25 protein-coding genes are annotated in these 24977 nt (G+C 63.2%); 16 read left to right on the forward strand and 9 right to left on the reverse strand.

The genetic code is table 11. The annotated features are described in order from the left end of the window. Positions 1-51 precede the first annotated feature (51 nt). Positions 52-684 carry an HAD family phosphatase gene (locus X750_RS162445; RefSeq protein WP_023671242.1) on the reverse strand — a complete coding sequence of 211 codons (633 nt, stop codon included), beginning with the start codon at positions 682-684 and terminating at the stop codon, positions 52-54. 219 nt (positions 685-903) lie between these two features. Between X750_RS162445 and X750_RS162440 the strand changes: the two genes are divergently transcribed. Continuing rightward, on the forward strand, positions 904-1863 hold the full coding sequence (locus tag X750_RS162440; protein ID WP_023689163.1) for a sugar-binding transcriptional regulator: 960 nt from the start codon (positions 904-906) through the stop codon (positions 1861-1863). A 37-nt stretch (positions 1864-1900) separates the two neighbouring features. On the opposite strand, the gene X750_RS162435 is transcribed toward X750_RS162440, so the two are convergent. Continuing rightward, positions 1901-2086 carry a hypothetical protein gene (locus X750_RS162435; RefSeq protein ID WP_023746512.1) on the reverse strand — a complete coding sequence of 62 codons (186 nt, stop codon included), beginning with the start codon at positions 2084-2086 and terminating at the stop codon, positions 1901-1903. Between the two features lie 110 nt (positions 2087-2196). Between X750_RS162435 and X750_RS162430 the strand changes: the two genes are divergently transcribed. From X750_RS162430 to X750_RS162385, 10 genes are all read left to right on the forward strand, one after another. After that, positions 2197-3105, forward strand: coding sequence for a LysR substrate-binding domain-containing protein (locus tag X750_RS162430; protein WP_023671245.1), 909 nt, complete (start codon positions 2197-2199; stop codon positions 3103-3105). Between the two features lie 222 nt (positions 3106-3327). Then, complete coding sequence (locus X750_RS162425; RefSeq protein ID WP_023746513.1) at positions 3328-3558, forward strand: hypothetical protein; 231 nt, start codon at positions 3328-3330, stop codon at positions 3556-3558. A gap of 242 nt (positions 3559-3800) precedes the next feature. Next, a complete protein-coding gene (locus tag X750_RS162420) occupies positions 3801-5111 on the forward strand; it encodes a sugar ABC transporter substrate-binding protein (protein WP_023746514.1) in 1311 nt (436 codons plus the stop codon). Between the two features lie 122 nt (positions 5112-5233). Beyond that, positions 5234-6106 (forward strand): sugar ABC transporter permease, encoded by an 873-nt coding sequence (locus X750_RS162415; protein ID WP_023671249.1) that lies wholly within the window; start codon positions 5234-5236, stop codon positions 6104-6106. A gap of 11 nt (positions 6107-6117) precedes the next feature. Then, positions 6118-6942, forward strand: coding sequence for a carbohydrate ABC transporter permease (locus X750_RS162410; RefSeq protein WP_023671250.1), 825 nt, complete (start codon positions 6118-6120; stop codon positions 6940-6942). A 50-nt stretch (positions 6943-6992) separates the two neighbouring features. Continuing rightward, complete coding sequence (locus X750_RS162405; protein WP_023683591.1) at positions 6993-7997, forward strand: ABC transporter ATP-binding protein; 1005 nt, start codon at positions 6993-6995, stop codon at positions 7995-7997. Then, positions 7994-8764 carry an L-iditol 2-dehydrogenase gene (locus X750_RS162400; RefSeq protein ID WP_023683590.1) on the forward strand — a complete coding sequence of 257 codons (771 nt, stop codon included), beginning with the start codon at positions 7994-7996 and terminating at the stop codon, positions 8762-8764. Before X750_RS162405 ends, X750_RS162400 begins: the two co-directional genes overlap by 4 nt. 46 nt (positions 8765-8810) lie before the next feature. After that, positions 8811-10289, forward strand: a complete 1479-nt coding sequence (locus X750_RS162395; protein ID WP_023683589.1) for a mannitol dehydrogenase family protein — start codon at positions 8811-8813, stop codon at positions 10287-10289. Between the two features lie 11 nt (positions 10290-10300). Next, positions 10301-10960, forward strand: a complete 660-nt coding sequence (locus X750_RS162390; protein ID WP_023683588.1) for an HAD family hydrolase — start codon at positions 10301-10303, stop codon at positions 10958-10960. Positions 10961-11094: 134 nt separating this feature from the next. Further along, entirely contained in the window at positions 11095-12681 is a 1587-nt protein-coding gene (locus X750_RS162385) for an FGGY-family carbohydrate kinase (protein WP_023700458.1), read from the forward strand. 54 nt (positions 12682-12735) lie between these two features. Here X750_RS162385 and ugpC read toward each other — a convergent pair whose 3' ends face one another. The 7 genes from ugpC to X750_RS162350 form a co-directional block, all read right to left on the reverse strand. Further along, positions 12736-13830, reverse strand: coding sequence for a sn-glycerol-3-phosphate ABC transporter ATP-binding protein UgpC (gene ugpC, locus X750_RS162380; RefSeq protein ID WP_023700457.1), 1095 nt, complete (start codon positions 13828-13830; stop codon positions 12736-12738). Positions 13831-13832: 2 nt separating this feature from the next. Beyond that, the gene (locus tag X750_RS162375) at positions 13833-14879 is read right to left on the reverse strand and encodes an NAD(P)-dependent alcohol dehydrogenase (RefSeq protein ID WP_023700456.1); all 1047 of its coding nucleotides are present in this window, start codon (positions 14877-14879) and stop codon (positions 13833-13835) included. A 15-nt stretch (positions 14880-14894) separates the two neighbouring features. Next, a complete protein-coding gene (locus tag X750_RS162370) occupies positions 14895-15707 on the reverse strand; it encodes a carbohydrate ABC transporter permease (protein ID WP_023671259.1) in 813 nt (270 codons plus the stop codon). 11 nt (positions 15708-15718) lie between these two features. After that, the gene (locus X750_RS162365; protein WP_023700455.1) at positions 15719-16585 is read right to left on the reverse strand and encodes a sugar ABC transporter permease; all 867 of its coding nucleotides are present in this window, start codon (positions 16583-16585) and stop codon (positions 15719-15721) included. A gap of 97 nt (positions 16586-16682) precedes the next feature. After that, entirely contained in the window at positions 16683-17954 is a 1272-nt protein-coding gene (locus X750_RS162360; RefSeq protein ID WP_023725985.1) for a sugar ABC transporter substrate-binding protein, read from the reverse strand. Positions 17955-18183: 229 nt separating this feature from the next. Further along, positions 18184-19101: an AraC family transcriptional regulator gene (locus X750_RS162355; RefSeq protein ID WP_023671262.1), complete on the reverse strand. Its 918-nt coding sequence runs from the start codon at positions 19099-19101 to the stop codon at positions 18184-18186. 94 nt (positions 19102-19195) lie between these two features. Next, entirely contained in the window at positions 19196-20005 is an 810-nt protein-coding gene (locus tag X750_RS162350) for a LuxR C-terminal-related transcriptional regulator (protein WP_023746515.1), read from the reverse strand. A 113-nt stretch (positions 20006-20118) separates the two neighbouring features. On the opposite strand from X750_RS162350, the gene X750_RS162345 reads away from it, so the two are divergent. From X750_RS162345 to X750_RS162325, 5 genes are all read left to right on the forward strand, one after another. Beyond that, the gene (locus tag X750_RS162345; RefSeq protein ID WP_023671264.1) at positions 20119-21255 is read left to right on the forward strand and encodes an ABC transporter ATP-binding protein; all 1137 of its coding nucleotides are present in this window, start codon (positions 20119-20121) and stop codon (positions 21253-21255) included. After that, complete coding sequence (locus X750_RS162340) at positions 21236-22399, forward strand: spermidine/putrescine ABC transporter substrate-binding protein (protein WP_023746516.1); 1164 nt, start codon at positions 21236-21238, stop codon at positions 22397-22399. The genes X750_RS162345 and X750_RS162340 overlap by 20 nt, the downstream gene beginning before the upstream one ends. A gap of 61 nt (positions 22400-22460) precedes the next feature. Then, on the forward strand, positions 22461-23324 hold the full coding sequence (locus tag X750_RS162335) for an ABC transporter permease (RefSeq protein WP_023693099.1): 864 nt from the start codon (positions 22461-22463) through the stop codon (positions 23322-23324). Beyond that, positions 23324-24136, forward strand: a complete 813-nt coding sequence (locus X750_RS162330) for an ABC transporter permease (protein WP_023725981.1) — start codon at positions 23324-23326, stop codon at positions 24134-24136. Before X750_RS162335 ends, X750_RS162330 begins: the two co-directional genes overlap by 1 nt. 28 nt (positions 24137-24164) lie before the next feature. Further along, on the forward strand, positions 24165-24926 hold the full coding sequence (locus X750_RS162325) for a glucose 1-dehydrogenase (RefSeq protein ID WP_023703705.1): 762 nt from the start codon (positions 24165-24167) through the stop codon (positions 24924-24926). Positions 24927-24977: the final 51 nt, after the last annotated feature.

A 24977-nucleotide genomic window follows, 5' to 3' on the forward strand; every position in this document is an offset into this window, starting at 1 on the left:
AGAAGGTCCCGGCAGGGGGATGAGGGGCAGCGCCGACGTTCATAGGCTCACTCAGAGTCCCAACTGAGCCCGCAACTCTTCCGCACTGTTGATCACGACAGCGCCCTTCGGTCCTGCCATCGGCGCTTCCGGCCAGAAGATCGTCCGCATCCCCGCGGCCAGGCCTGATGTGGCGCCGGTAACGCTGTCGTCGACGGCCACCGCGTCTGAAGGATCGACGCCGGCCAGCCATGCGGCGCGCAGGAACGGTTCGGGATGCGGCTTGCCTTCGCGCACGTCGTTTCGGCTGATCGTGCGCATGCCGGGATAGATCAGGCCGACGGCGCTCAGATTTGCATCGACGATCACCCGGTCGGAATTGGACACCACCGCCTGCTGCACGCCGAGCGCGCGCAATTCGTTGAACACTTCGATCGCGCCGGGGCGCGGCTTCAGCGTCTCGGCCATCGGCATGTAGTGATCGTATTTGCGCACGATCCAGTCGTCGAAGGGCAGGTCGAGGCCGAACTCGCTGCGCAGCATCTCGTAGACCGGTGCGGCGGCGACGCCCAGCACCCGCTCATGCAGGTCGGCCGGCGGCGTAATACCGACGCTGCGCAGCGCCGCCACCAAGGCCGCCTCATGCAGCGGCTCGCTGTCGACCAGCGTGCCGTCCATATCCCAGAAAACCGCTTTCGGCGTCATGCGAGGCTCCTTTGCCGATCCCCTTAAAGCGTTTGTATCAGGAGATAAACCGCCGAGCCCGTCCGCTGGCGATTTTCGCTTGGTTGGTTGCCGCGCGGCGGCCGGATCGAAGCAGCAAGCAATTGCCCTGCCGATAGACAATTGCGCGCCGACACATTCCCTGCAAGACTATGACGCTTCGCCCAAGGGCGGGCAAAGGGGCAGGGCTGGAGGCACATTTTGAATTCGCGGCAAGACGGCGGCAGCAGCAGGCTGGACGAGGCAGCGCGCGCCGGCTGGCTTTATTATGTTGCCGGCAACACCCAGGACCAGATCGCCGCCACGCTCGGCATTTCCCGGCAGACGGCGCAGCGGCTGGTGTCGCTGGCGGTGTCGGAGGGGCTGATCAAGGTTCGCGTCGATCACCCGATCGCCAATTGCCTTGATCTCGCAGCTAGACTGAAGTCACGCTTCGCGCTCGACCTCGTCGAAGTGGTGCCGAGCGATCCAACCTCATCCTCGACCACGATCGGCATTGCCGAGGCGGCTGCGGCCGAGATCGAGCGGCGGCTGCGGTCACCGACGCCCATCGTCTTGGCCATCGGCACCGGCCGCACGCTGAAGGCGGCGATCGAGCAATTGCCGCCGATGGAATGCTCGCAGCACAAGGTTGTGTCCTTGACCGGCAACATCTCGCCCGACGGTTCGGCCGCCTTCTACAACGTCATCTTCACCATGGCCGACCGGGTCAAGGCGCGCTCGTTCCCGATGCCGCTGCCGGTCATCGCCTCGTCGCCGGAAGAGCGCGAGATGCTGCTTGCCCAGCCGATGATCCAACCGACGCTGGCGCTGGCCGCGGAAGCCGACGTGACCTTTGTCGGCATCGGCGATCTCGGCCCGAAGGCGCCGCTCTACGAGGACGGTTTTATCTCGGAAAGCGAGTTGAAGGCGTTGCAAAAGGCTGGCGGCGTCGCCGAGATCGTCGGCTGGGTGTTCGATCGGGAAGGCCGCATGATCGAGGGCATCACCAACGACCGGGTATCGTCGGCAGCCTTGCCGTCACGCGAAAAGTCGCTGGTCATTGCGCTCGCCATGGGCGAGCGTAAGTTGCCGGGCATCCTGGCCGCGGTGAACCGCCGGCTGGTCAATGGCCTCATCACCGACGAGCGGACCGCCACGGCCCTGCTCGACGGTGCCTGACTACCAATTAAGCAGCCCATCGATAAAATCCAACACGTTATTTGCAGCGCCCTGAAGGGTCGTTGCCGTCGAGGAAGCCCATGTCGCGCTGCAAATGCGGCGACAGCTCCCGGACGTCGACGTAGCCGCGCCGGCGGTGCACAAGCAGGGAAAATTCATGCGCCAGCAGGGAAAACCAGCTCTGCGCCGGGGTGGAATGGAGTTTTTGCTGTACCGTGGTCATGATCTTCAGCCTCCGCTATGCTTGAACTTGATTGATCGTTGACACCAGATATCGGCCTGATTGCCTCTTGCCGCCAATCAAACGTCGATCACGACCCATAAGGAGGGCTTATGCCCGATCTCAAGGCACCACAGCTCGCCCAGTTGCCGCCGCTGCAGGCCATCAGGGTGTTCGAAGCCGTCGCGCGGCATCTCTCCTTCACCAAGGCCGCGCAGGAACTCGGCATGACGCAGGCCGCCGCCAGCTACCAGATCAAGCTTCTGGAAGAGCGCATCGGTTCGCCGCTGTTCCTGCGCCAGCCGCGCCAGATTGTGCTGACGGAACCCGGCCAGCGCCTGGCGCCCGCCGTCAGCGAGGCGTTCAGCCTGCTCTCAAGCGCCTATTCCGCCGCGCGTGGGGGCGCCGATGGTGTGCTGTGCGTCTCGACGCTGCTGACCTTTGCCTCGAACTGGCTGGCGCAGCACCTCGGCTCCTTCCAGGTCGCGCATCCGTCGCTGGCGGTGCGCGTCGATACCTCGAACAGGGTGATCGATTTTGCCCGCGAGGACATGGACATCGCTATCCGCTCCGGCAGCGGCAAGTGGCCTGGAGTGGAGACCCATCTTTTGTTCAAGGCCGATTTCACCCCGGTGCTGAGCCCGGCACTCGCTGCCACCATAGGTGGCGTCCACGAACCCGCCGACCTGTTCAAGCTGCCCATTCTCGATCCCGGCGACATCTGGTGGCGGGAATGGTTCGCCCTTGCCGGCGTCCCGGCGGACGAACTTGCCAGGCGCACCGGCACCAGCATGGGCGCGCAGGCCTATGAGGCGAACGCGGCCATCGCCGGCCATGGTGTGGCGATCCTGACCACCGCATTGTTCAAGACCGAGCTCGCCGCCGGCCGCCTGATCCAGCCCTTCGACCTGGTCGGCGACGACGGCCACGCCTATTGGCTGGTCTACCCGACGGCGCGTCGCAACGTGCCGAAGATAAAAGCCTTCCGGGACTGGATCCTGGCCGAGATCGCCTGCGCCTGAGGGCGAGCGACTCGCGGATTGATTTCCGAGATGCAAAGCGAGCCATGGATCCGCGACGAATGCTCGCTTTCGCGGACAAACAGCTGCGATCGGGCCACCCGGTTAACCAAGCTTGACAAAAACGCTGTCGATATCACTCGCCCGGCATAGGCTTGTGCTTGTGACGACCCAATTGAGCAGGATCAATCGTCGCAGATTGAAACAGGGTCGATCAGCCGGCTGATGAAAGTCTATCGCGTCGAAGAAATCGAAAACAACACCGTGCGCACGACGCAGGTGATCGAAGCATTTACGCCGTTTCAAGCTGCCGTGAAGGCAATCGGCCGGGAAGTTAGGCTGCGCAAGGACGAGCCCAGCTGGATCCAGGTGACGGAAGTGCTGACCAGAGCCAAGCAAATACGCGACGGCAGGGTTTTCGAATATTCCGTCGGAAGCTACCCGTCCCACGGCTGACGGGCTGGGCCCTATCGCTCCCTTGGCGCCATGATTGGGTTGCGATGGGTCGGCATCAACCCGCTCTCACATCCCGTGCAAACAGCTTCCCACATCCATTCAATATCCTCTACGCGCGCAACGCCGCGCTCCGCCTTGCGTGCTGCGCTGCAGCATCGAATCTGGCTTGACATAATTTATGCCAAGTGAGTAATTGCCCATTACCAAGGCAAATGCTCATCTTGGTTCATGGGAGGAATTTGATGAAACTGCGCACGCTCACCCTGGGCTTGTTGTCGGCCAGCGCTTTCGCTTTTGCCGCACACGCCGAATCCATCACCATCGCCACGGTCAACAATGGCGACATGGTCCGCATGCAAAAGCTGACGGACGACTTCACCAAGGCGAACCCCGACATCCAGCTGAACTGGGTCACGCTCGAAGAGAACGTGCTGCGCGAGCGCGTCACCACCGACATCGCAACCAAGGGCGGCCAGTATGACGTGATGACGATCGGCACCTACGAGGTTCCGATCTGGGCCAAGCAGAGCTGGCTGTTGCCGCTCGACAAGCTCGGCGACGACTATGACGCCAAGGACATCATCCCGGCCATCGCCGGCGGCCTCTCGGTCGACGGCAAGCTCTATGCCGCGCCCTTCTACGGCGAAAGCTCCTTCGTCATGTACCGCAAGGACCTGATCGAGAAGGCCGGGCTGACCATGCCCGATGCCCCGACGTGGGACTTCATCAAGCAGGCCGCCGACAAGATGACCGACCGCGCCAATGGCGTGAACGGCGTATGCCTGCGCGGCAAGGCCGGCTGGGGCGAGAACACGGCGTTCCTGACGGCCATGTCCAACTCGTTTGGCGCCCGCTGGTTCGACGAGAACTGGAAGCCGCAGTTCGACCAACCGGAATGGAAGAACACACTGCAGTTCTATGTCGACCTGATGAAGGCCGACGGTCCGGAAGGCGCTTCGTCCAACGGCTTCAACGAGAATCTGGCTCTGTTCCAGCAAGGCAAGTGCGGCATGTGGATCGACGCCACCGTGGCGGCGTCCTTCGTCTCGGATCCGAAGGCCTCGAAGGTGGCCGACAAGGTCGGTTATGCTTTGGCGCCGGACAATGGCCTCGGCAAGCGCGCCAACTGGCTCTGGGCCTGGTCGCTGGCGATCCCCGCAGGCACGCAGAAGGCGGAATCCGCCCAGAAGTTCGTCTCATGGGCAACCAGCAAGCACTATGCCGAACTGGTCGCTTCCAAGGAAGGCTGGGCCAACGTTCCTCCGGGAACGCGTTCCTCGCTCTACGCCAATCCCGAGTACCAGAAGGCGGCCCCGTTCGCCAAGATGACGCTGGACTCGATCAATGCCGCCGATCCGGCGCATCCGACGGTCAAGCCGGTGCCCTATGTCGGTGTGCAGTTCGTCGCCATTCCTGAGTTCCAGGGCCTCGGCACAACCGTTGGCCAGCTGTTCTCGGCGGCGCTCGCCGGCCAGACCAGCGTAGACGACGCGCTCAAGCAGGCGCAGGACGCCGCCACGGCGACCATGACCGAAGGCGGTTATATCAAGTAAGGCTCCTCCCGGTGCCGAACGCCGGTCGCCTCCTGACCGGCGATGGCCGCCCGAGTCCCAGTTCGGGCGGCCGCTTTTTCCCCGCTGTGAAAATTCAGTCCGACTAGTGAAGGGTGACCGTCATGGCTACTCAGCAGACCCGTTCGCTTGCCCGCTTTATGTTGGCGCCATCCGTGGTGCTGCTGTTCGTCTGGATGATCGTGCCGCTGGCACTCACGATCTGGTTCTCCTTCCAGCAGTACAATCCGCTCAATCCGATCCGCGACGGGTTTGTCTGGTTCTCGAATTACTCGCTGTTCTATTCCAACCCGGCATTCCTGCAGTCGATCCTCAACACGCTGGTCCTGGTGGGCAGCGTGCTGCTGATCACCGTCATCGGAGGCATCATGCTGGCGCTGTTGATCGATCAGCCGATGTGGGGACAGGGGATCGTCCGCATCCTCGTCATCTCTCCGTTCTTCGTCATGCCGCCGGTGGCTGCACTTGTCTGGAAGAACATGATCATGCACCCGCAATACGGCGTCTTTGCCGACATTGCGCGCTTCTTCGGCGCCCAGCCAATCGACTGGTTCGGGCAGCACCCGATGCTGGCCATCATCATCATCGTCGCCTGGCAATGGCTGCCCTTCGCAACGCTGATCCTTTTGACCGCCCTGCAGTCGCTCGACGGCGAGCAGAAGGAAGCCGCCGAGATGGACGGCGCCGGCTTCGTCAGCCGCTTCATCTATCTGACGCTGCCGCACATGTCGCGCGCCATCACCGTCGTCATCCTGATCCAGACCATCTTCCTGCTGTCGGTCTATGCCGAAATCCTGGTCACCACCAATGGCGGACCCGGCTATGCCTCCACCAACCTGCCCTTCCTCGTCTACCAGAAGGCATTGCTGGAGTTCAAAATCGGCCAGGCATCGGCCGGCGGTGTCATCGCCGTCATTCTCGCCAACATCGTCGCCTTCTTCGCCATGCGCGCGGTCGGCAAGAACCTGGACAAGTAAGGGAGGATACGATGGCACGTGCAGTCACCACCCAACACAAGGTCATTGCGACAGGCGCCGCCTGGATCGTCGCGCTGCTGATCTTCTTCCCGATCCTCTACACGATCATCACCTCGTTCAAGTCGGAGCAGGAGGCCATCCAGGGCTTCGCGCTGATCCCGTCGGGGACGTTCGAGAGCTATACCGAGGTCCAGGCGCAGAGCGGCTACTTCAAGTTCTTCTTCAACTCGGTGCTGCTCTCGGTCGGCTCGACCATCCTGGCCCTGATCGTCGCGGTTCCGGCCGCCTGGTCGATGGCCTTCTCGCCGGGCAAGTGGACCAAGGACATCCTGATGTGGATGCTCTCGACCAAGATGATGCCGGCGGTTGCCGTGCTGTTCCCGATCTACCTCATCTTCCGCGATGCCGGACTGCTCGACAGCCGCATCGGCCTGATGATCATGCTGATGCTGATCAACCTGCCGATCGTGATCTGGATGCTCTACACCTACTTCCGCGAAATCCCCGGCGAAATCCTGGAGGCGGCACGCATGGACGGCGCCACCCTGTGGGGCGAGATCGTCTATGTGCTGACCCCCATGGCCGTGCCGGGCATCGCATCGACCATGCTGCTCAACATCATCCTGGCGTGGAACGAAGCGTTCTGGACCATCCGCCTGACCACCACCGAGGCGGCGCCGCTGACGGCCTTCATCAGTTCGTTCTCAAGCCCGCAAGGCCTGTTCTGGGCCAAGCTTTCGGCGGCCTCGACGCTGGCCATCGCCCCCATCCTGATCATGGGCTGGTTCAGCCAGAAGCAGCTGGTGCGCGGCCTGACATTCGGCGCGGTAAAATAACGGACGTTGCCTGAAGCAATCCGGCCAAATAACCCCTCGGGGAGGAAACCATGGGAAACATCACGCTCAAGAACGTCTCCAAGCATTTCGGATCGACGGTCATCATTCCAGGCCTCGACCTGGTCATCGAGAATGGCGAGTTCGTCGTCTTCGTCGGGCCGTCGGGTTGCGGCAAGTCCACGTTGCTGCGCCTCATCGCCGGGCTCGAGGACACCAGCGGGGGCACCATCAACATCGATGACCGTGACGTCACCGGCGAGGCGCCGGCCAAGCGCAAGCTGGCCATGGTATTCCAGTCTTATGCGCTCTATCCGCATATGACGGTGGCCAAGAACATCGGCTTCCCGCTGAAGATGGCGGGCGAGGATGTGGCGACGATCGACAAGAAGGTGAAGGACGCAGCCCGGGTCCTCAACCTCACCAACTATCTCGAACGCCGGCCCGGCCAGCTCTCCGGCGGCCAGCGGCAACGCGTCGCCATCGGCCGCGCCATCGTGCGCCAGCCCTCGGCATTCCTATTCGACGAGCCGCTGTCCAACCTCGATGCCGCACTGCGCGGCACCATGCGGCTCGAAATCAGCGAGCTGCACCATCAGCTCAAGACGACGATGGTCTACGTCACCCACGACCAGATCGAAGCCATGACCATGGCCGACAAAATCGTCGTGCTCAACGCCGGCAACATCGAACAGGTCGGCTCGCCGATGGAACTCTACAAGTCGCCGAAGAACCTGTTCGTGGCGGGCTTCATCGGTTCGCCGAAAATGAACCTGATCGAAGGTGCGCCGGCGGCCAAATACAACGCCAAGACCATCGGCATTCGTCCTGAGCATATGGGGATATCGACCACCGCGGGTGACTGGAAAGCCCTTGTCGGCGTCGCCGAGCATCTGGGCTCCGACACCTTCCTGCATGTCCAGGCCGACGGCGTCGGTCCGCTGACGGTACGCGCCGATGGCGAACTGGCCGTACGCCACGGCGACACCATCTATTTGACGCCGGACAAGGTCCGCATGCATCGCTTCGGCCCCGACGGAAAGGCGCTGACGCAGTGAGACTGAAAGGCAAATCGGCGCTGATCACCGGATCCGCGCGCGGCATCGGCAGGGCTTTTGCCGAAGCCTATACGCGCGAGGGTGCCACGGTGGCCATTGCCGACATCAATCTGGCGGCTGCCGAAAACACGGCCGCCGAGATTGGCGCCAACGCCTATCCGGTCAGGCTCGACGTCAGCGACCTTGCTTCGATCCAGGCGTCGGTCAAGGCGGTCGAAACAAAGACCGGCGGCCTCGACATACTGATCAACAATGCTGCCTTGTTCGACCTGGCGCCGATCGTCGAGATCACCGAAGCGAGCTATGACAAATTGTTCTCCGTCAACGTCGCCGGCACTTTGTTCATGCTGCAGGCAGCGGCGCGTTCGATGATCGCAAGGGGCAAGGGCGGCAAGATCATCAACATCGCCAGCCAGGCAGGACGGCGCGGCGAGCCGCTGGTCGCCGTCTATTGCGCCACCAAGGCCGCGGTGATTTCGCTGACCCAGTCCGCCGGGCTCGACCTGATCAAGCACCGCATCAACGTCAATGGCATCGCGCCCGGCGTCGTCGACAGCGATATGTGGGATGAGGTCGATGCGCTGTTTGCCAAATATGAGAACCGGCCGAAGGGCGAGAAGAAGCGGCTGGTCGGCGAGGGCGTGCCCTATGGCCGCATGGGCAAGCCGGAGGACCTGACCGGCATGGCGGTCTTCCTGGCCAGCGACGACGCCGAATACATCGTCGCCCAGACCTACAATGTCGATGGCGGCCAATGGATGAGTTGATGGGCCGGGATCACGCAGGCCGCAGCCCGGCCAAAAGGGTAGAAAAATGACCGTGAAACTCTCCTCCTCGATCCTCTCGGAACTCCCCGCCAAGGTCGCCGGTCCCAGATATGATCGCTCCAGGCTCAAACCCGGTATCGTCCATTTCGGCGTCGGCAATTTCCATCGGTCGCATCAGGCGGTCTACCTCGACGATCTCTTCAATGCAGGCATCGGCCATGACTGGGCGCTGGTCGGCGCCGGGGTCTTCGAGGGCGAAAAAATCGGTCGTTCCAAGCTGCAGGAGCAGGACTGGCTGACCACCGTGGTCGAGCAGGATTCCGACCATATGAGCGCCCGCGTCACCGGCGTCATGATCGATTTCCTGACGCCCGGCGATGCGGATGCGATCATCGACCAGCTCGCCGATCCGGCGATCAAGATCGTCTCGCTGACCATCACCGAAGGCGGGTATTTCATCGATCCGGCCTCGGGAAAGTTCAACCCGACCCATCCCGATATCGTTGCCGACGCGCAGGCAGGTACGACGCCGAAGACGGTGTTCGGCCTCATCCTGGCCGGGCTGATGCGCCGCCGGGCCGACGGCATCGTGCCGTTCACCGTCATGTCCTGCGACAACATCCCTCACAATGGCCATGTCACCTCGGATGGCGTCATCGGCCTCGCCCGGCTGATCGACGAGGATCTGGCAAACTGGGTCAGCGACAATGTCGCCTTTCCCAACGGCATGGTCGACCGCATCACCCCCGCCACCTCCGACCGCGAGCGCGGCATTCTCGCCACCGAGTTCGGCCTCGAGGACAACTGGCCGGTGTTCTGCGAGCCGTTCAAGCAATGGGTGCTGGAAGACCGTTTCACCGGCGGCCGCCCGCCGCTGGAAAAGGTCGGTGTGCAATTCGTGAGGGATGTCGCGCCCTATGAGCTGATGAAGATCCGCATCCTCAATGGCGGTCATGCCACGATCGCTTATCCCGCAGGGTTGATGGACATCCATTTCGTCCATGAGGCGATGCAGGAGCCGCTGGTGCGCGGCTTCCTCGCCAAGCTCGAGCATGACGAGATCATCCCGACCGTGCCGCCGGTGCCGGACACCGTGCTGGAGGATTATTACCAGCTCATCGAGCACCGCTTTTCCAACCCGAAGATCGGCGACACCATCCGCCGGCTTTGCCTCGACGGTTCCAACCGGCAGCCGAAATTCATCATCCCGACCATCGCCGACCGGCTGAAAGCCGGGAAGAGCGTTGCGGGTCTCGCGCTGGAATCGGCGCTGTGGTGCCGCTATTGCTTCGGCACCACCGACAGCGGCGCCGACATCGAAGCCAACGATCCCAGCTGGGACCGGCTGCAGGCAACCGCCAAGGCGGCGAAGGATGCGCCCGGCGCCTGGCTTGCGATGGAGGACATCTATGGCGATGTCGGCCGCTCGGCGGCGTTCGCCGAGGCCTTTGCCCATGCGCTCAACGTCTTGTGGGCGAATGGCACGCGCGCGACGCTGACGCGCTACATCTCCGGCAAGCTCTGACGCCAGCCGCAATGACGCCCGAACTGGTCATCTTCGACTGTGACGGCGTGCTGGTCGACAGCGAGGCGCTGTCGGTTTCGGCTCTGCTCGGCATGATCTCTGCCGCCGGGGGCTCGGTCAGCGAGGATGCGGCCTACGAGCATTTCCTCGGCAAGAGCATGAAGAGCGTGCGCGAGATACTTCTTCGCGATTTCACCATCGACATCACCGACGTGCACCTGACCGATATGCGCGTCGAGCTGATGCGCAAATTCCGCGAGGAGCTGAAGCCGATTCCCGGCATCAGCGACATCCTGCCGAGGCTGGGCGTGCCCTGCTGCGTCGCTTCCTCCGGCACGCTCGACCGCATTCGCTATGCGCTCGACGTTACCGGCCTGCTCGGCCTGCTCGAGCCCCATCTGTTCAGCGCTGCCATGGTCGCGCGCGGCAAGCCGGCGCCGGATCTTTTTCTCCATGCCGCCGCTGCTATGCGCGCGCATCCCGGTAATTGCATCGTAATCGAGGACAGCCCTGCCGGCATCGCGGCGGCGCGTGCGGCCGGTATGCGCGTCTTTGCTTTCACCGGCGGTTCGCACGCCGGCAACCCGGCCTTGAAAGCGCGGCTTGCGTCGAGTGAACCGGACTTTATATTCGCGGACATGCTGCAATTGCCCGATCTGATTGCAGGCTAGAGCATGATGCCGAAAAGTGTGAAGCGGTTTTCGGACGACATCATGCTCTACTTCTTTGATTTAGAGACGGATTCAGATTTCAGGTCGAACAGACCTGAAATCATCCGGCTCTAGGGAGCGAGAGTAAAAGCATCTTGACGAAAAGCTTCGTTTGCGCGGTCGATGTCGGCACCGGGAGCGCCCGCGCGGGCATTCTCGACACGTCAGGCACCTTGCTCGGCCGCGCCGAGCATCCGATCGTCATGAACCAGCCGCAGGCCGATCACGCCGAGCACAATTCGCAGGATATCTGGTCGGCTGTGTGCATCGCGGTGCGTGCCGCGCGCGAAAAGGCCGGTGTGTCAGCCGACGATATTGTCGGCATGTCGTTCGACGCCACCTGCTCGCTGGTGGTGCTGGACAGGAATGCCGGCCAGCTCAGCGTCTCGGTGACGGGCGAACGGCGCTGGGACACCATCGTCTGGCTCGACCATCGCGCCATCGCCGAGGCAGATGAATGCACCGACAGCGGCCACGCCGTACTCGACTATATCGGTGGCGTCATGTCGCCGGAAATGGCGACGCCGAAGCTGATGTGGCTGAAGCGCAATCTGCCGGGGACTTGGCATGAAGCCGGCTACCTATTCGACCTCACCGATTTCCTGACCTGGAAGGCGACCGGGTCGCTGGCGCGCTCGCAATGCACGCTGACCGCCAAATGGACCTATCTGGCGCATGAGGAAACCGGCTGGCGCCGTGACTTCTTCGACAGGGTCGGGCTTGGCGATCTGTTCGAACACGGCAGCCTGCCGGAGAAGGCAAGTGCTGTCGGCGCAGACATCGGCACGCTCACCCCTGAAGCGGCGGCGGAGTTGGGCTTGAGCGAAAACTGTCGGGTCGGCGCCGGCGTCATCGATGCCTATGCCGGCGCGCTTGGCGTGCTCGGCGGCTTTGCTGGCGACGAGCAGAATATCGGCCGCCATCTGGCATTGATCGCCGGCACCTCGTCCTGCGTCATGGCGATGTCGCCCGACCCGCAGCCTTTCGCCGGCGTCTGGGGTCCATACTATGGCGCCGCACTGCCAAAACTCTGGCTGTCGGAAGGCGGCCAGTCGGCGACCGGTGCGCTGCTCGACCATATCATCCGCTGGCACGGCGCCGGCGGCGAGCCGGACGCGGCCATGCATGCAAAAATCGCCAGGCGCGTCGCCGAACTGCGCAGCACCGAAGGTGACAAGCTGGCGGCAAGGCTGCATGTGCTGCCGGATTTCCATGGCAACCGCTCGCCGCTTGCCGATCCGCATGCGGTCGGTGTGGTCAGCGGGCTGACGCTGGATTCCTCCTTCGACAGTCTGTGCAAGCTGTATTGGCGCACCGCCGTCGGCATCGCGCTCGGCGTGCGCCATGTGCTGGAGGCGCTGAACGAGAACGGCTATCTCATAGACACGCTGCATGTCACCGGCGGCCACACCAAGAACCCGTTGCTGATGGAGCTCTATGCCGACGCCACCGGCTGCGCGGTGATCGAGCCGCTGGCCGACGAAGCCGTTCTGCTCGGCACCGGCATGGTCGCCGCCACTGCCGCTGGCCTGTTCCCGGACCTGAATGCCGCCTGCGTCGCCATGCAGCAAGGCGGCAGGGCGCGCACCTCGAACCCGACCGCGTCAGGCCGCTTCGACCGCGACTACAGGATCTTCCTCGAAATGCACCGCCAGCGGCAGGCGCTCGACGCCATCAACTAGAGCAATTCCAGGAAAAGCGTGAAACGGTTTTCCGTCCGGAATTGCGTACCAAATCTAGGCCTCCTCTCGCCGCCGCAAGGATGCGCCGGTCGCCGCGTCGAACAGATGCACGCTCTCCTCCTCGAATGTGTAGCGCACAGGCGCGCGCAACGCCGGGCATTCGCGGGCCGATACCAACGCGCCGACCTCCTTGCCGCCGCAGGCGAACGTCACCAGCGCGTCATTGCCGTGGAACTCGATGAGGTCGGCGGTGCCTTGCAGAAGATTGATGCTCTGAGCACCGGCGGTCTTCAGGTCCGGCGGTCGGATTCCAAGCACGGCGCGATGGACGCCGCGCAGATCGAAGCCCAGGCCTTCTATGAAGAAGGTCGAGCCGCCGCCTGTCAGCGTCCAGCGTTCGTCCTTCCGCCCGACGGCCACGTCGATGAAATTCATGTTCGGCGTACCGATGAAGCCGGCGACGAACAGATTGCCCGGCTGGCGATAGATCTCGGCCGGCGAGCCGATCTGTTCGATGACGCCATCCCTGAGCAGCACTATCCGGTCGGCCAGCGTCATCGCTTCGAGCTGGTCGTGGGTGACATAGACGGTAGTGGTCTTCAGCGACTGGTGCAGGCGGGCGATTTCGACCCGCATATGGTTGCGAAGTTTGGCGTCGAGATTCGACAGCGGCTCGTCGAACAGGAACACTTTCGGCGTCTTGATCATGGCGCGCGCAATCGCCACGCGCTGCTGCTGGCCGCCGGAAAGTTCGGTCGGCTTGCGGGCGAGGTAAGGTTCGAGGCCGAGCGTCGTTGCCACCGCCTCGACCCGCTTCCGGATCTCGGCCGGGGGCACTTTCTGTCGCTTGAGCCCAAAGGCGATATTGTCGAAGATCGTCATATGCGGGTAGAGCGCATAGTTCTGGAAAACCATGGCAATGCCGCGCTCGCCGGGCTCGAGATCGTTGACCACTTTGCCGCCGATCGACACTTCCCCGCCGCTGATATCCTCCAGTCCGGCCAGCATCCTGAGCAAGGTCGACTTGCCGCAGCCGGACGGGCCGAGGAATACGACGAATTCGTGCTCCTCGATCGAGAGATTGAGGTCTCGGATGACGGTAGTGGCGCCGTAAGCCTTGTCGACATGGGAGCAAACGATCGCGGACATGGTCAGCCCTTCTCGCCGGTAAGAAGGATTTGCAGCTTGACGTCTTGCGGCTTGCCTTGCGCCGCCCGCTCGAAGGCCTCGATGCTGTCCGAGAAATCATAAGTGCCGGTGATCAGCGGCTTGAGGTCGACCTTCCCCGAGGCGATCAGCTGCAGCGCGCGGTCGAAGATGTTGGCGTAACGGAACACCGTCTCGATGCGCACTTCCTTGGAGATCGCCGCCGGAACGTTGAGGCTGACCGGTTCGACCGGCAGTCCGACCAGCACCACCGCGCCGCCCGGCCGCACGACATCGAACAGGTCGGAGAATGCCTTCGGGCTGCCGCTCGCCTCGAACACGATATCCGCGCCCCAATTGTCGGTCGCGGCGGAGACTGCGTCGACCAGCGATTGCTCACCTATATTGACCGGCACGATGCCGGGATATTGCGCGGCAATCTTGAGCTTGGGTGCGGAAAAATCGGAGATCAGCACCTTCGAGCAGCCGCCGGCCAGCGCCGCCAGCGCGATCATGATGCCGATCGGGCCGCAGCCGACGACGACGGCGACGTCGCCAGGCACGATGCGGGCGCGGCGCGCCGCCTGCATGCCGATGGCAAAGGGTTCGACCATCGCGCCTTCGGCGAAGGTGACATTGTCCGGCAGTCTGTAGGTGAAGGCGGCCGGGTGCACGGCATAGGGCGCCAGCACGCCATGCACAGGCGGCGTCGCCCAGAAGGAGACGTCAGGGTCGACATTGTAGATGCCGAGCCTGGTCGCGCGCGACGACAGGTTCGGCACGCCCGGCTCCATGCAGACGCGGTCGCCGACCTTCAGCGTGCCGACATTGGCGCCGATCTCGACGATCGTTCCCGCGGCTTCGTGGCCGAGCACCATCGGGGCCCGCACGACATAGCTGCCGATGGCGCCATGGGTGTAATAGTGCACGTCGCTGCCGCAGACGCCGACCGTGTGGATGGCGATCTTGACATCGCCCGGTCCGACGTCGAGCGGCAGCGCGATCTCGCGCAGCGACAGTTCGCCTTTTTTCTCAAGCACCAGTGCCCGCATAGGTAAGTCCTCGCATCAAGTCTTTTTTTGCCGGAAAACGGAATTCAGGAAGCCGCTGAGCACGCCGAGGAACAGCAGCGGCGGTAGCGACAACAGCACGACCGAGGCGTTGAGGATTCCCCACGGCACGTTCATGCCTTGCTGTGAAAGTTCGGAAGCGACGATCGGCAATGTCTTGGCGTTGGAACTGGACAGCATCAGCGCGATCAGGAATTCGTTCCACACCAGCACGAAGCTGAAGGCGACGGCGCCGATCAGCGAGCGCGCCGCTACCGGCAGCGCAATGCGCCAGAACACCGAGTAAGCGCCGTAGCCGTCGACGAAAGCGGCTTCCTCGATTTCCTTCGGCACGGCCTGGAAGGCGGGAATGGCGAGCCACATGATCACCGAGATGGTGAGCAGCGAATAGGTGACGATCAGCGCCGGCAAGGTGTCGTAGAGCCCGATCTGCAGCCAGATCACCATCAGCGGAATGGCGACCGCCACCGGGGGCAGGAAGCGCAGCGACAACACGAAGAACTGGATGTCGCCAGCGAAGCGATTGGGATAGCGCGCCACCGCATAGGCTGCCGGAAGGCCGAGCATGACGCCGATCAGCACGGCGACGCCGCAGGAAATGACCGAGTTATAGAGACCGGTCATGACGCTGTCGCGGCCGATGATGTAGCTGATATTGTCGAAGGTCGGGGTAAACACCAGGCGCGGCACGCGGGTGATGATGTCGACATTGTTCTTCAGCGAATTGACCGCCGTCCAGGCGAGCGGAAACACCGCCATGAAGCCGGCGAAGGCTAGGATGATCTTGCCGATGAGGCGGCCCGGTCTCATGCGATACGGCCTCATGCCTGCACCCGCTTCCACAGCATGGTGAAGGTGATGACAGTCGCGATCATCATCAGCACCGCCATGGCCGAGGCATAGGACACCTTGCCGGATTCGATGAAGCCTTGCGAGAAGGCGTACATGTCGAGCGTCTCGGTCGCCACGCCCGGCCCGCCGCGCGTCATCACATAAATCAGGTCGAAGGAGCGCAGCGATTCGATCATCTTGACGAACATCAGGCTGATCAGCGGCGCCTTCAGCATAGGCAAGGTCACATAGGCATGGATCTGCCAGCGTTTGGCGTGGTCGAGCCGCGCCGCTTCGATCGGCTGCGGCGGCAAGGTCTCCAGAAGCTTCAGCACGATGACCGCGAAGAACAGTCCCCACTGCCAGACATCGACCGAGGCGACGGCAAACAGGGCAATCGACGGCTTCGACAGCGGGTCGAAGATCAGCCCGCCGGTGATCAGCCTGTAGGGATAGGTGGCGATGCCGTAGAGCGGATGATAGGCAAACTTCCACACGAAGGCCGCCGAGACACGCGGCAACAGCACCGGGATGATGAACAGCAGGCAGTAGATGTTGCGCAGCCGCGGCGACGCTACTTCGAACATCAGCACGCCGAGCCCGATCGCCACCATCATCGTCGCCACCACGGTGACGATTTCCCACTTCACCGAAACCCAGACCGCGTTGAGGAAACGCCGGTCGGCGAACAGGTCGATGAAGTTCGACAGCCAGACCCAGGAATAGTCCGACGAGCTCAGCTCGCGGTTCTGCAGCGCAATGACGATGGCGTACAGCGTCGGCACCATCGACAGCACCAGAAGAATGGCGAGCGTCGGAACCAGAAACGTCACGGGCAGGGAAGAGCGTCGGCGCATTGCCTATCCTCGGGCTGTGCCTTTTTGGAGAGACCCGCGGCGCACAGGTCCCGGCATCCGGTCGAATGCCGTGGACCGCGCGCCGCGGGCGGGAGGATTACTTCTTCTTCACCAGCTCGTTGGCGTAGGCCTCGAGTTCGTCGAGGCCGCCCTTGACGTCGGTGCGCGTGCCGGTGACCAGCTCTTCCAGGATGATGCCCCAGCGGTCGCCGAGATCCGGCCAGCGCGGATCCTGCCAGAAGTTCACCGCCGTCACCTTGCCGGTATCGGCAAGCGCCTGGCCGAGATCGGCGCCATAGATGTCGGCGAACTCCTTGCTGGACAGCACGCTGGTGCGGTTGAGCTCGCCGAATTGGTGCGCGTCGAGCCGGCGCTTCTCGTTCTCCTTCGACGTCGCCCAGGCGATGAACAGGCCGGCGCATTGCTTCGCGGCGTCATCGGCATTGGCCTTGGCGGCGATGGCGAGGCCGTGGCCGTAGCCGCCGCCGGTCAGTGGCGAGGGCGGCGGCAGGAAGCCGATCTTGCCGACCACTTGCGAGGTCTTCGGGTCGACCGCCATGCCCGACAGCGGCGTCGATTCGACCAAGATGGCAACCTGGCCCGACAGGAAGGCGCCGGTCGATTCGTCCCAGCTGCCGGTCTGCGTGCCGGGCGCTGAATCCTTGAACAGTTTAAGATAGGTCTCGGTCGCTTTGACCGCGGCCTCGGAGTTGAAAGCCGGCTTGTCACCGTCGAACCATTTTCCGCCATAGGCCTTGAAGAACGGCATCCAGCGCCAGACATTGGCGCCCGAGCCACGCGCGCCGCGCAGCGCGATGCCGTACATGCCCTTGTCGGGATCGGTCAGCTTCGGCACGTCGGCGATCAACTCGTCCAGCGACTTCGGCGGCTGGATGCCGGCGGCTTCCAGAATGTCCTTGCGGTAGACCATCAGGTCGCCGCCGCCGGTCAGCGGCGCGAACCACACCTTGCCGTCATAGGTGGCGACCTTCTGCCGGCCCGGGTCGAAATCGGCGTAGTCGTAGTCAGCCGGGTAATAGTCGGTGAGCGGCACGATCCATTTCGACGAGGCGAACAGCGCGACATTGGCTTCGTCGACATAGTAGACGTTGTAGTTGCCGACCGTGGACGCATCGGCGCGCGACTTTGCCCGGCGGTCGTTCTCGTTGAGATAGTCGATCTGGAAGCTGGCGCCGGCCAGTTTCTGGAACTCGTCCTTGGACGCTTCCAGCAGCGTCAGCCCGTCACGCGGTTGCGCCAGCACCTTGACCGGCGCCGAGCAGACCGGCGCCGCCAGCGCCATGGTCGAGAGGGTCGTGGTAAGCATGAAAGCTGCGCTTATGCTCGCAGCGAGCCGAATTGGTTTCATTGATTTTCTCCTCCAGGAACAGTCGCAGGAAGCGTAAGTCTTCGGTTGCGCGATCCTCGCCATCGCCCGAGCGACAAGCCACCCATCGCCAAAATGAGGAGTTGCTAAAGGCCGCGCTAGAAGCCCCGTTGCAGCAGACCTGTACTTTTATGCATTGTGCGCTGCAAAATCCGGCCCGCCTGCACGGCCTCTGTCACATGAGTACCGATGGAGTGAGGAAGGCCGGTTTTCAGGCGCGCATCGTCATCCGCTGCTTCGACAGCTTGCGGTAGGATGACGGCGTCATCCGGTGCTTGCGCAGGAAGGCGCGGTTGAAGTTGGAGATGTTCATGTAGCCGACCTGGAAGCAGATGTCGGTGATCGGAATATCGGTGTCCGCCAGCAGCTTGCAGGCTTGCCAGAGCCGGAGCTTGGCGATGTGGTCGCTGAAACTGTTACCGGTGTTTTTCTGGAAGAAGCGCGAAAACGTGCTTTCGCTCATCCCCGCCAGCTCCGCCGCCTCCGGCAGCTTCAGGTCCTCGGCGAAGTGCTGGAAGAGATAGGTCAGCGTGCGCTGGATGATGTCCAGCGAGGTTGCGTCGAGCGCGGGTGAGAAATCCGGCGAGGACAAAAGCTCGTATTCGTCTGTCCTGGCCAGCAGATCGACCAGTTCGAGGAAGAGGCAAAACCGGGCGAGCCCGTGCACGGTGCCCATCCGTTCCATCAGCGCAGCGCCGTCGAGCGCGGCGCGGCCATGGAAGACGATGCCGCGCAGCGATCGCTCCAGGAACGGTTCTAGTTCGCGCAGCTCAGGCAGCAGTCCCGCCGAGCCGCGCAGCCGCTGCGGATCGAATTGCAGCACGATGTCGCGTCCTTCGATCAGCTCGCCGGGTTGCACCGATGTCACCCAGTCATGCGGCAGCCCGCCGCCGACGATGCTCAGGTAGCCCGGCCCGAATTCGCCGATGTGATCGCCGACCAGCGCGACCCCGGAAGACTTCCTCAGGAGATGGATCTCGTATTCCGGATGAAAATTCCAGACATTGCGCTCCCAGGGATAGTCGTCGAGCCGCCACAGGAAACTGTCGCTCGCCTCGGTGACGATGTGCTCGAAAGCCGGCACCGTGCGAGGGATCGCGGCCGTGTTCTTTCTGCGCCTGAATGCCATCGTCTGCTCTCCGGGGCGTATGAGGAAGCGACTGGTTTCGGGCAATCCGTAGCAGTCTGTCGCCCGCAAGTGAACGATGTCTGCCTCAGCGATTTCAACGCCGGCTCTCGATGATCTCAATGAAGCGGGCGAACAGCCCGGCCTGGGATTTGATGCCGAGTTTGCGGTGGATGTTGCGGCGGTGAACCTTCACCGTTCCCGGCACGATGCGCATGGCTCTTGCGATCGACTCGGTGGAATGCCCCTGCAGCACCAGATCGACGACATGCTTTTCGCGCGGGGTCAGCGACAGGCTTTCCCAAATGTGGGCACGGTCGAACTCGTTGACGGCGGCGATCGTCTCGCCCTGCTCCGCTTCGTCCTGCTCCTCGGCCGAAAGTGCGGGCCAGCGCAACCGGGCGAAGTTGATGACCGCCGGTGCCATGTCGCGCAGCAGCCTGGCATCGGCGGTGCCGAAGGGACCCGAGGCGTGCAATCGCATCAGCGACAGCACCAGCGCATCCTTGCCGGGCAGCGGCACGAAGAAGCCGACCTCCTCGGCCAGCCTTGTCTGGCTATAGTAGGTGCGAAAATACTCGCTGGCATAGAAGCGGTCGGGGGCCAGTTCGCGCATGCGCCAGAACCCCTCCTTGCGCTCCACCGCCGCGTGATGAAATGGGTCGAGCAGATAAGGTCCTTCCTGATAGAGCGTGACGAAGACATGGCTCTCGGCCGGCGAGAAGGTTTCGAACAGCAGCGGCGGTCGCGAGGCGCCGCGGTAACCGAAGATCACGCAGTGGTCGAAGCCGACATGCTGGCTCAGCCAGCCGACCATTGCCTGGCCGAACAGGTCGCCGCTCGTCTCTCGTGTCGCCGCGACAAGGGCTGCGAGCCGGCTGTATTCGTCGCTGCGGGAAGCGCCCAACTAATACCCCCTTAAACCCGAAAATAGCTCAGATATACCACCTGCGAGGTATATACTAGACGCCATTGGCTCTGGTAGCGTCCTGAAATAGCCCTGTTGCTGGAGCCAGCACCTTGACCGCAGTGCCCGACATCGAATTTCGCGGCGTCACCAAGCGCTATGGCGCCGTGACCGCTGTCAGCGGCATTGATCTCGCTGTGCCCCCCTCAGCCTTTGTCGCCCTTCTCGGACCGTCCGGCTGCGGCAAGACCACATGCCTGCGCATCATCGGCGGCTTCGAGCAGCCGAGCGAAGGCCAGGTGTTTATCCGTGGCCGGGACATGGCCGGAACGCCGCCCTATCGTCGGCCGGTCAACATGGTGTTCCAGCAATACGCTCTGTTTCCGCATCTCGATGTCGAAGCCAATGTGTCCTACGGGTTGCGCCAGGCACGGCCGCGCCTGTCGTCGCAGGAAATCGGCCGGCGCGCCGGCGAGGCGCTCGAAATGGTGCGGCTCGCCGGCTATGGCCGCCGCAAGATCCACGAACTCTCCGGCGGCCAGCAGCAGCGCGTCGCGCTGGCGCGCGCACTGGTCAACAAGCCGGCGGTGCTGTTGCTCGACGAGCCGCTGGCGGCGCTCGACAAGAAACTGCGCACCGATATGCAGATCGAGTTGCAGAACCTGCAGCGCGAGATCGGCATCACCTTCGTGCTGGTCACTCACGACCAGGAGGAAGCGCTGTCGATGAGCGACTTCGTCTGCGTCATGAATGGCGGCCGCATCGTACAGCTCGGGCAACCAAGCGAGATCTATGACGAGCCGGCCGACCTGTTCGTCGCCGACTTCGTCGGAAAGACCAATCTGTTGAGCGGCAAGGTTGCCGGGCATACAGGCGATCTTGTCAATGTGGCGCTGGCGGACGGAACCGTCATTGCCGCGCGCAAACGAACCGCCTTGCAGCAGGGTGAGACCGTTTCTGTCAGCCTGCGTCCTGAATCGCTAAGCCTCGGCGCCACCAAAGGCAGCCCTTTCAAGGGCATCGTGCGCAACCGGATCTTCTTGGGCTCGACGGCGGAATACGCCATCGAGGTGCAGGGCATCGGAACGCTGCTGGCCAAGGCCGACCATGTGATCGGCCATGGCAATCTCTTCAAGCCGGGCGAACCCGTCGCCATCGGCTTTGCCTCCGGGACGCCGCTGGCGTTTCCGGAGACCAAGAACAACGGGACCAACCAGAGGGTAGCAAAAAATGTCGAAATCATATCGTGACGGACTGCCGATAAGCCCCGAGAAATTCGTCGACCAGCTGATGCGTTTGAAGCGCGGCTCGATCGGCCGGCGCGATTTCCTCGGCCTCACCGGCCTTAGCATCGCAACCGCGGTGATGGCGCGCGAGCTCGGCATCATGCCGACGCCGGCCTTCGCCGCCGAAAACCTCGGCGACCGCATGTCGATCGCCACCTGGCCGAACTATCACGACCCGCAGACCTTCGAGAATTTCAAGAAGGACACCGGCGTCGCCGTCGAGGTCAACGTCTTCGGCTCCAATGAGGAGATGCTTGCCAAGCTGCAGGCCGGCGCCTCGGGCTGGAGCCTGTTCGTGCCGACCAACTACACGATCTCGACCTACAAGAAACTCGGCATCATCGATCCGCTCGACATGGCCAAGCTGCCGAATTTCGACAGCTCCCAGGAGGACCCGCGCTTCACCTCGGAAGGCACGATCGACGGCACGACCTACGCGGTGCCGAAGAACTGGGGCACCACGGGCTTTGCCGTCAACACCAAGAAGCTGGCCAAGCCGATGACCAGCTGGAAGGAATTCTGGGACGTCGCCATGGCCGAGGGCGATGGCCGCACCATGGTCCACGACTACCAGCTGACCACAATCGGCAACGCGCTGAAATATCACGGCTATTCCTTCAACTCGCTGAAGCAGGACGAACTCGCCAAGGCCGAGGAGCTGCTGCTCAAGGTCAAGCCGCATCTGTTCGCGGTCTCGTCCGACTACCAGCCGGGCATGCGGGCGGGCGACGCCTGGATGACCATGTGCTGGACGAATGACGGCGCACAGCTGCATCGCGATATCCCGGAGATCGCCTATGTGCTGGGCAAGGAGGGCGGCGAAATCTGGACCGATTTCTACGCCATCCCGAAGGACGCGCCGAACAAGCCGGCCGGCTATGCCTTGCTCAACTATCTGATGACCCCTGAGGTCGCGGTGAAGGAGCATCTGGCCAACGGCGCGCCGTCGACCGACGCACGCGTCAACAAGCTGCTGCCCAAGGAAGTGCTGGACAATCCGATCCTCTATCCGGCGGCCGACCTGTTGACACCGCTGGAATTCGGTGCGGCGGCGACGCTGACCGATCCCGGCCGCGCCGAGCTGATGGCGCGCTTCAAGTCGGCTTGAGGCCGGCCTGACGCAAACGGAAACCGGTGGGCCTATGTCCGCCGGCATCGGGGCGGTTTCCATGCACGGCAACAGATTTCGGTATAACATCCTGACAGCGCTGCTGCTCGCTCCGGCTACAGCGTGGCTGGTGGTGTTTCTGGTGTTGCCGTTCGTCGCCATTGCCGTGTTCAGCGTCGGCGAGCGGGCGCCGGAGGGCGGCTACCAGGCCGCCTTCACGCTGGCGCAATATGCCAACCTCCCGGCGCGGGCGACTGCCTTCTGGAACACCATGATGCTGGCGCCGGTGGGCGCGCTTGCCTGCCTGCTCGTCGCCTACCCCGTCGCCTACTACCTTGCCCTGAAGGCGCCGCAACGCTGGCGGCTGATCCTGCTTGCGCTCGTCGTCATTCCGTTCTGGACCAGCCTTTTGATGCGTACCTATGCCTGGATGTACATTCTGGGCGGACGCGGCATTCCCGCGCTGCTGGCCTTTGTCGGTATCGAGGATGTCAGGCTGATCAACACGCCGGGCGCCGTGCTGCTCGGCATCGTCTATGGCTATCTGCCGCTGATGATCCTGCCGATCTATGTCAGTCTCGAGCGGCTCGACCGAAGGCTGCTGGAAGCCTCCGCCGATCTCGGCGCGACCCCGCTCTCAACCTTTCTGGGGGTGACGCTGAAGCTGTCGCTGCCGGGCGTCATGACCGGCTTCTCACTGGTCATGATCCTGCTGCTCGGAGAATACCTGATCCCGACGCTGCTTGGCGGCGGCAAGGTGTTCTTCATCGGCAATGCGCTGGTCGACCTGTTCCTGCAGTCGCGCAACTGGCCGTTCGGATCGGCCATCGCCATCACGCTGGTGGCGGTTTCGGTGGTGGTGCTGATCGCGGCAAACCGCATTTCGACACGGGTGTCGGGCGCCCGCAGGGTGGATCTGATCTGATGCGCGCCTTCGTCACAGCCGTCTTCGCCTTCCTCTATCTGCCGATCGCGTTGGTCGTGCTGTTTTCCTTCAACGCCGGCCGCCATGCCAGCGAGTTCACCGGCTTTTCGGTGCAGTGGTACGGCACGGCGCTGTCGAACCCGTTCCTGGTCGAGGCGTTGAAGAACAGCCTGTTCATCGCCACCACCAGCGCCCTTCTGGCGGCGGTGTGCGGCACGGCGGCGGCACTCGGCCTGGCGCGGGTCGGGCTCAGAACCCGCGCCGTCTTCGACGCGCTGATGGGTGCCGCGATCGTCGTTCCCGGCGTCGTCATCGGCATCTCGACGCTTGTCGCGCTGGTCCAGCTGTTTGGCGTGCTCAACCCGTTCCTCGCCTCGATCTGGCCAAACGACCAGCCGCCGCGCCTGTCGCTCGGCTATGGATCGATCATCGCCGCCCACGGCCTGTTTTCGATGGCGTTGGTGACGATAATCGTCGGCACGCGTCTCGCCAGCCTCGACCGCAACCTGGTCGAGGCCTCGAGCGATCTCTACGCCACGCCGCTGACGACGTTTCGCTCGATCGTGCTGCCGCAGATCATGCCGGCTGTGGTCGCCGGTTTCCTGCTCGCCTTCACCTTCTCCTTCGACGATTTCATCGTCGCCTTCTTCGTCGCCGGCGCGCAGACGACGCTGCCGATCTATGTCTTCGCCTCGATCCGGCGCGGCGTGACGCCGGAAATCAACGCCATCGCCACCATCGTGCTCGTCGCCTCGGTTCTTCTGGTGGTGCTTGCCCAATGGCAGCTGCGCCAGCGCCAGCCGTCAAACTGAACAAGCCATCCAGCTGAAAGACAAATTCATGATCCTTAGAGACCGCATCGCCGTGGTGACGGGCGCCGGTTCCGGCATCGGCCGCGCCGGCGCCATGATCATGGCCAGGGAAGGCGCTGTGGTGGTCATCGCCGACCGGGATAAGACCAGCGGCGAGACGACAGCGGCGGACATCCGGGCAGTGGGCGGGCAGGCCGAGGCCGTTGTTACCGACGTCTCTGACGACGCCGCGGTCGAGAAGCTCATCACAGGCACTCTCGGCAAGTATGGCCGCATCGACATTCTGCACAATCACGCCGGCATCCAGGTCGGCGGCACGCTGACCGAGGTCGAGGTCGATGGTATGGATGCGTCATGGCGCATCAATGTACGGGCGCAGTTTCTGGCCGCGCGGCTGGTCATGCCGGCAATGGTCGCGCAAGGCGGCGGCGTCATCCTCAACACGGCTTCGAATTCGGGCGTCTTCTACGACCGCGAGATGATCGCCTATGCCACGTCCAAACATGCCGTGGTGGCGATGACCAGGCAGATGTCGCTCGACTATGCCCGGCACAATGTGCGCGTCAACGCGCTCTGCCCCGGCTGGGTCGACACGCCTTTCAACGAGCCGTTCATCGCCCAGATGGGCGGACGCGATGCGATCGAAACCTATGTCCGCACCAGGATTCCGATGGGCCGCTGGGCCAGCGCCGAGGAGATCGCCGAAGCGATCCTGTTCCTCGTCTCCGACCGCTCATCCTTCATGACCGGCCAGGCGCTGGTGATCGACGGTGGCGAAAGCATCGGCTGATCCAAGGGCGGCCGGACAGGAGGGGGTTCCCGCCTCTGGCTCAATCGCCGG

Source organism: Mesorhizobium sp. LNJC391B00, from assembly GCF_000502535.1.
Lineage (GTDB): Bacteria > Pseudomonadota > Alphaproteobacteria > Rhizobiales > Rhizobiaceae > Mesorhizobium.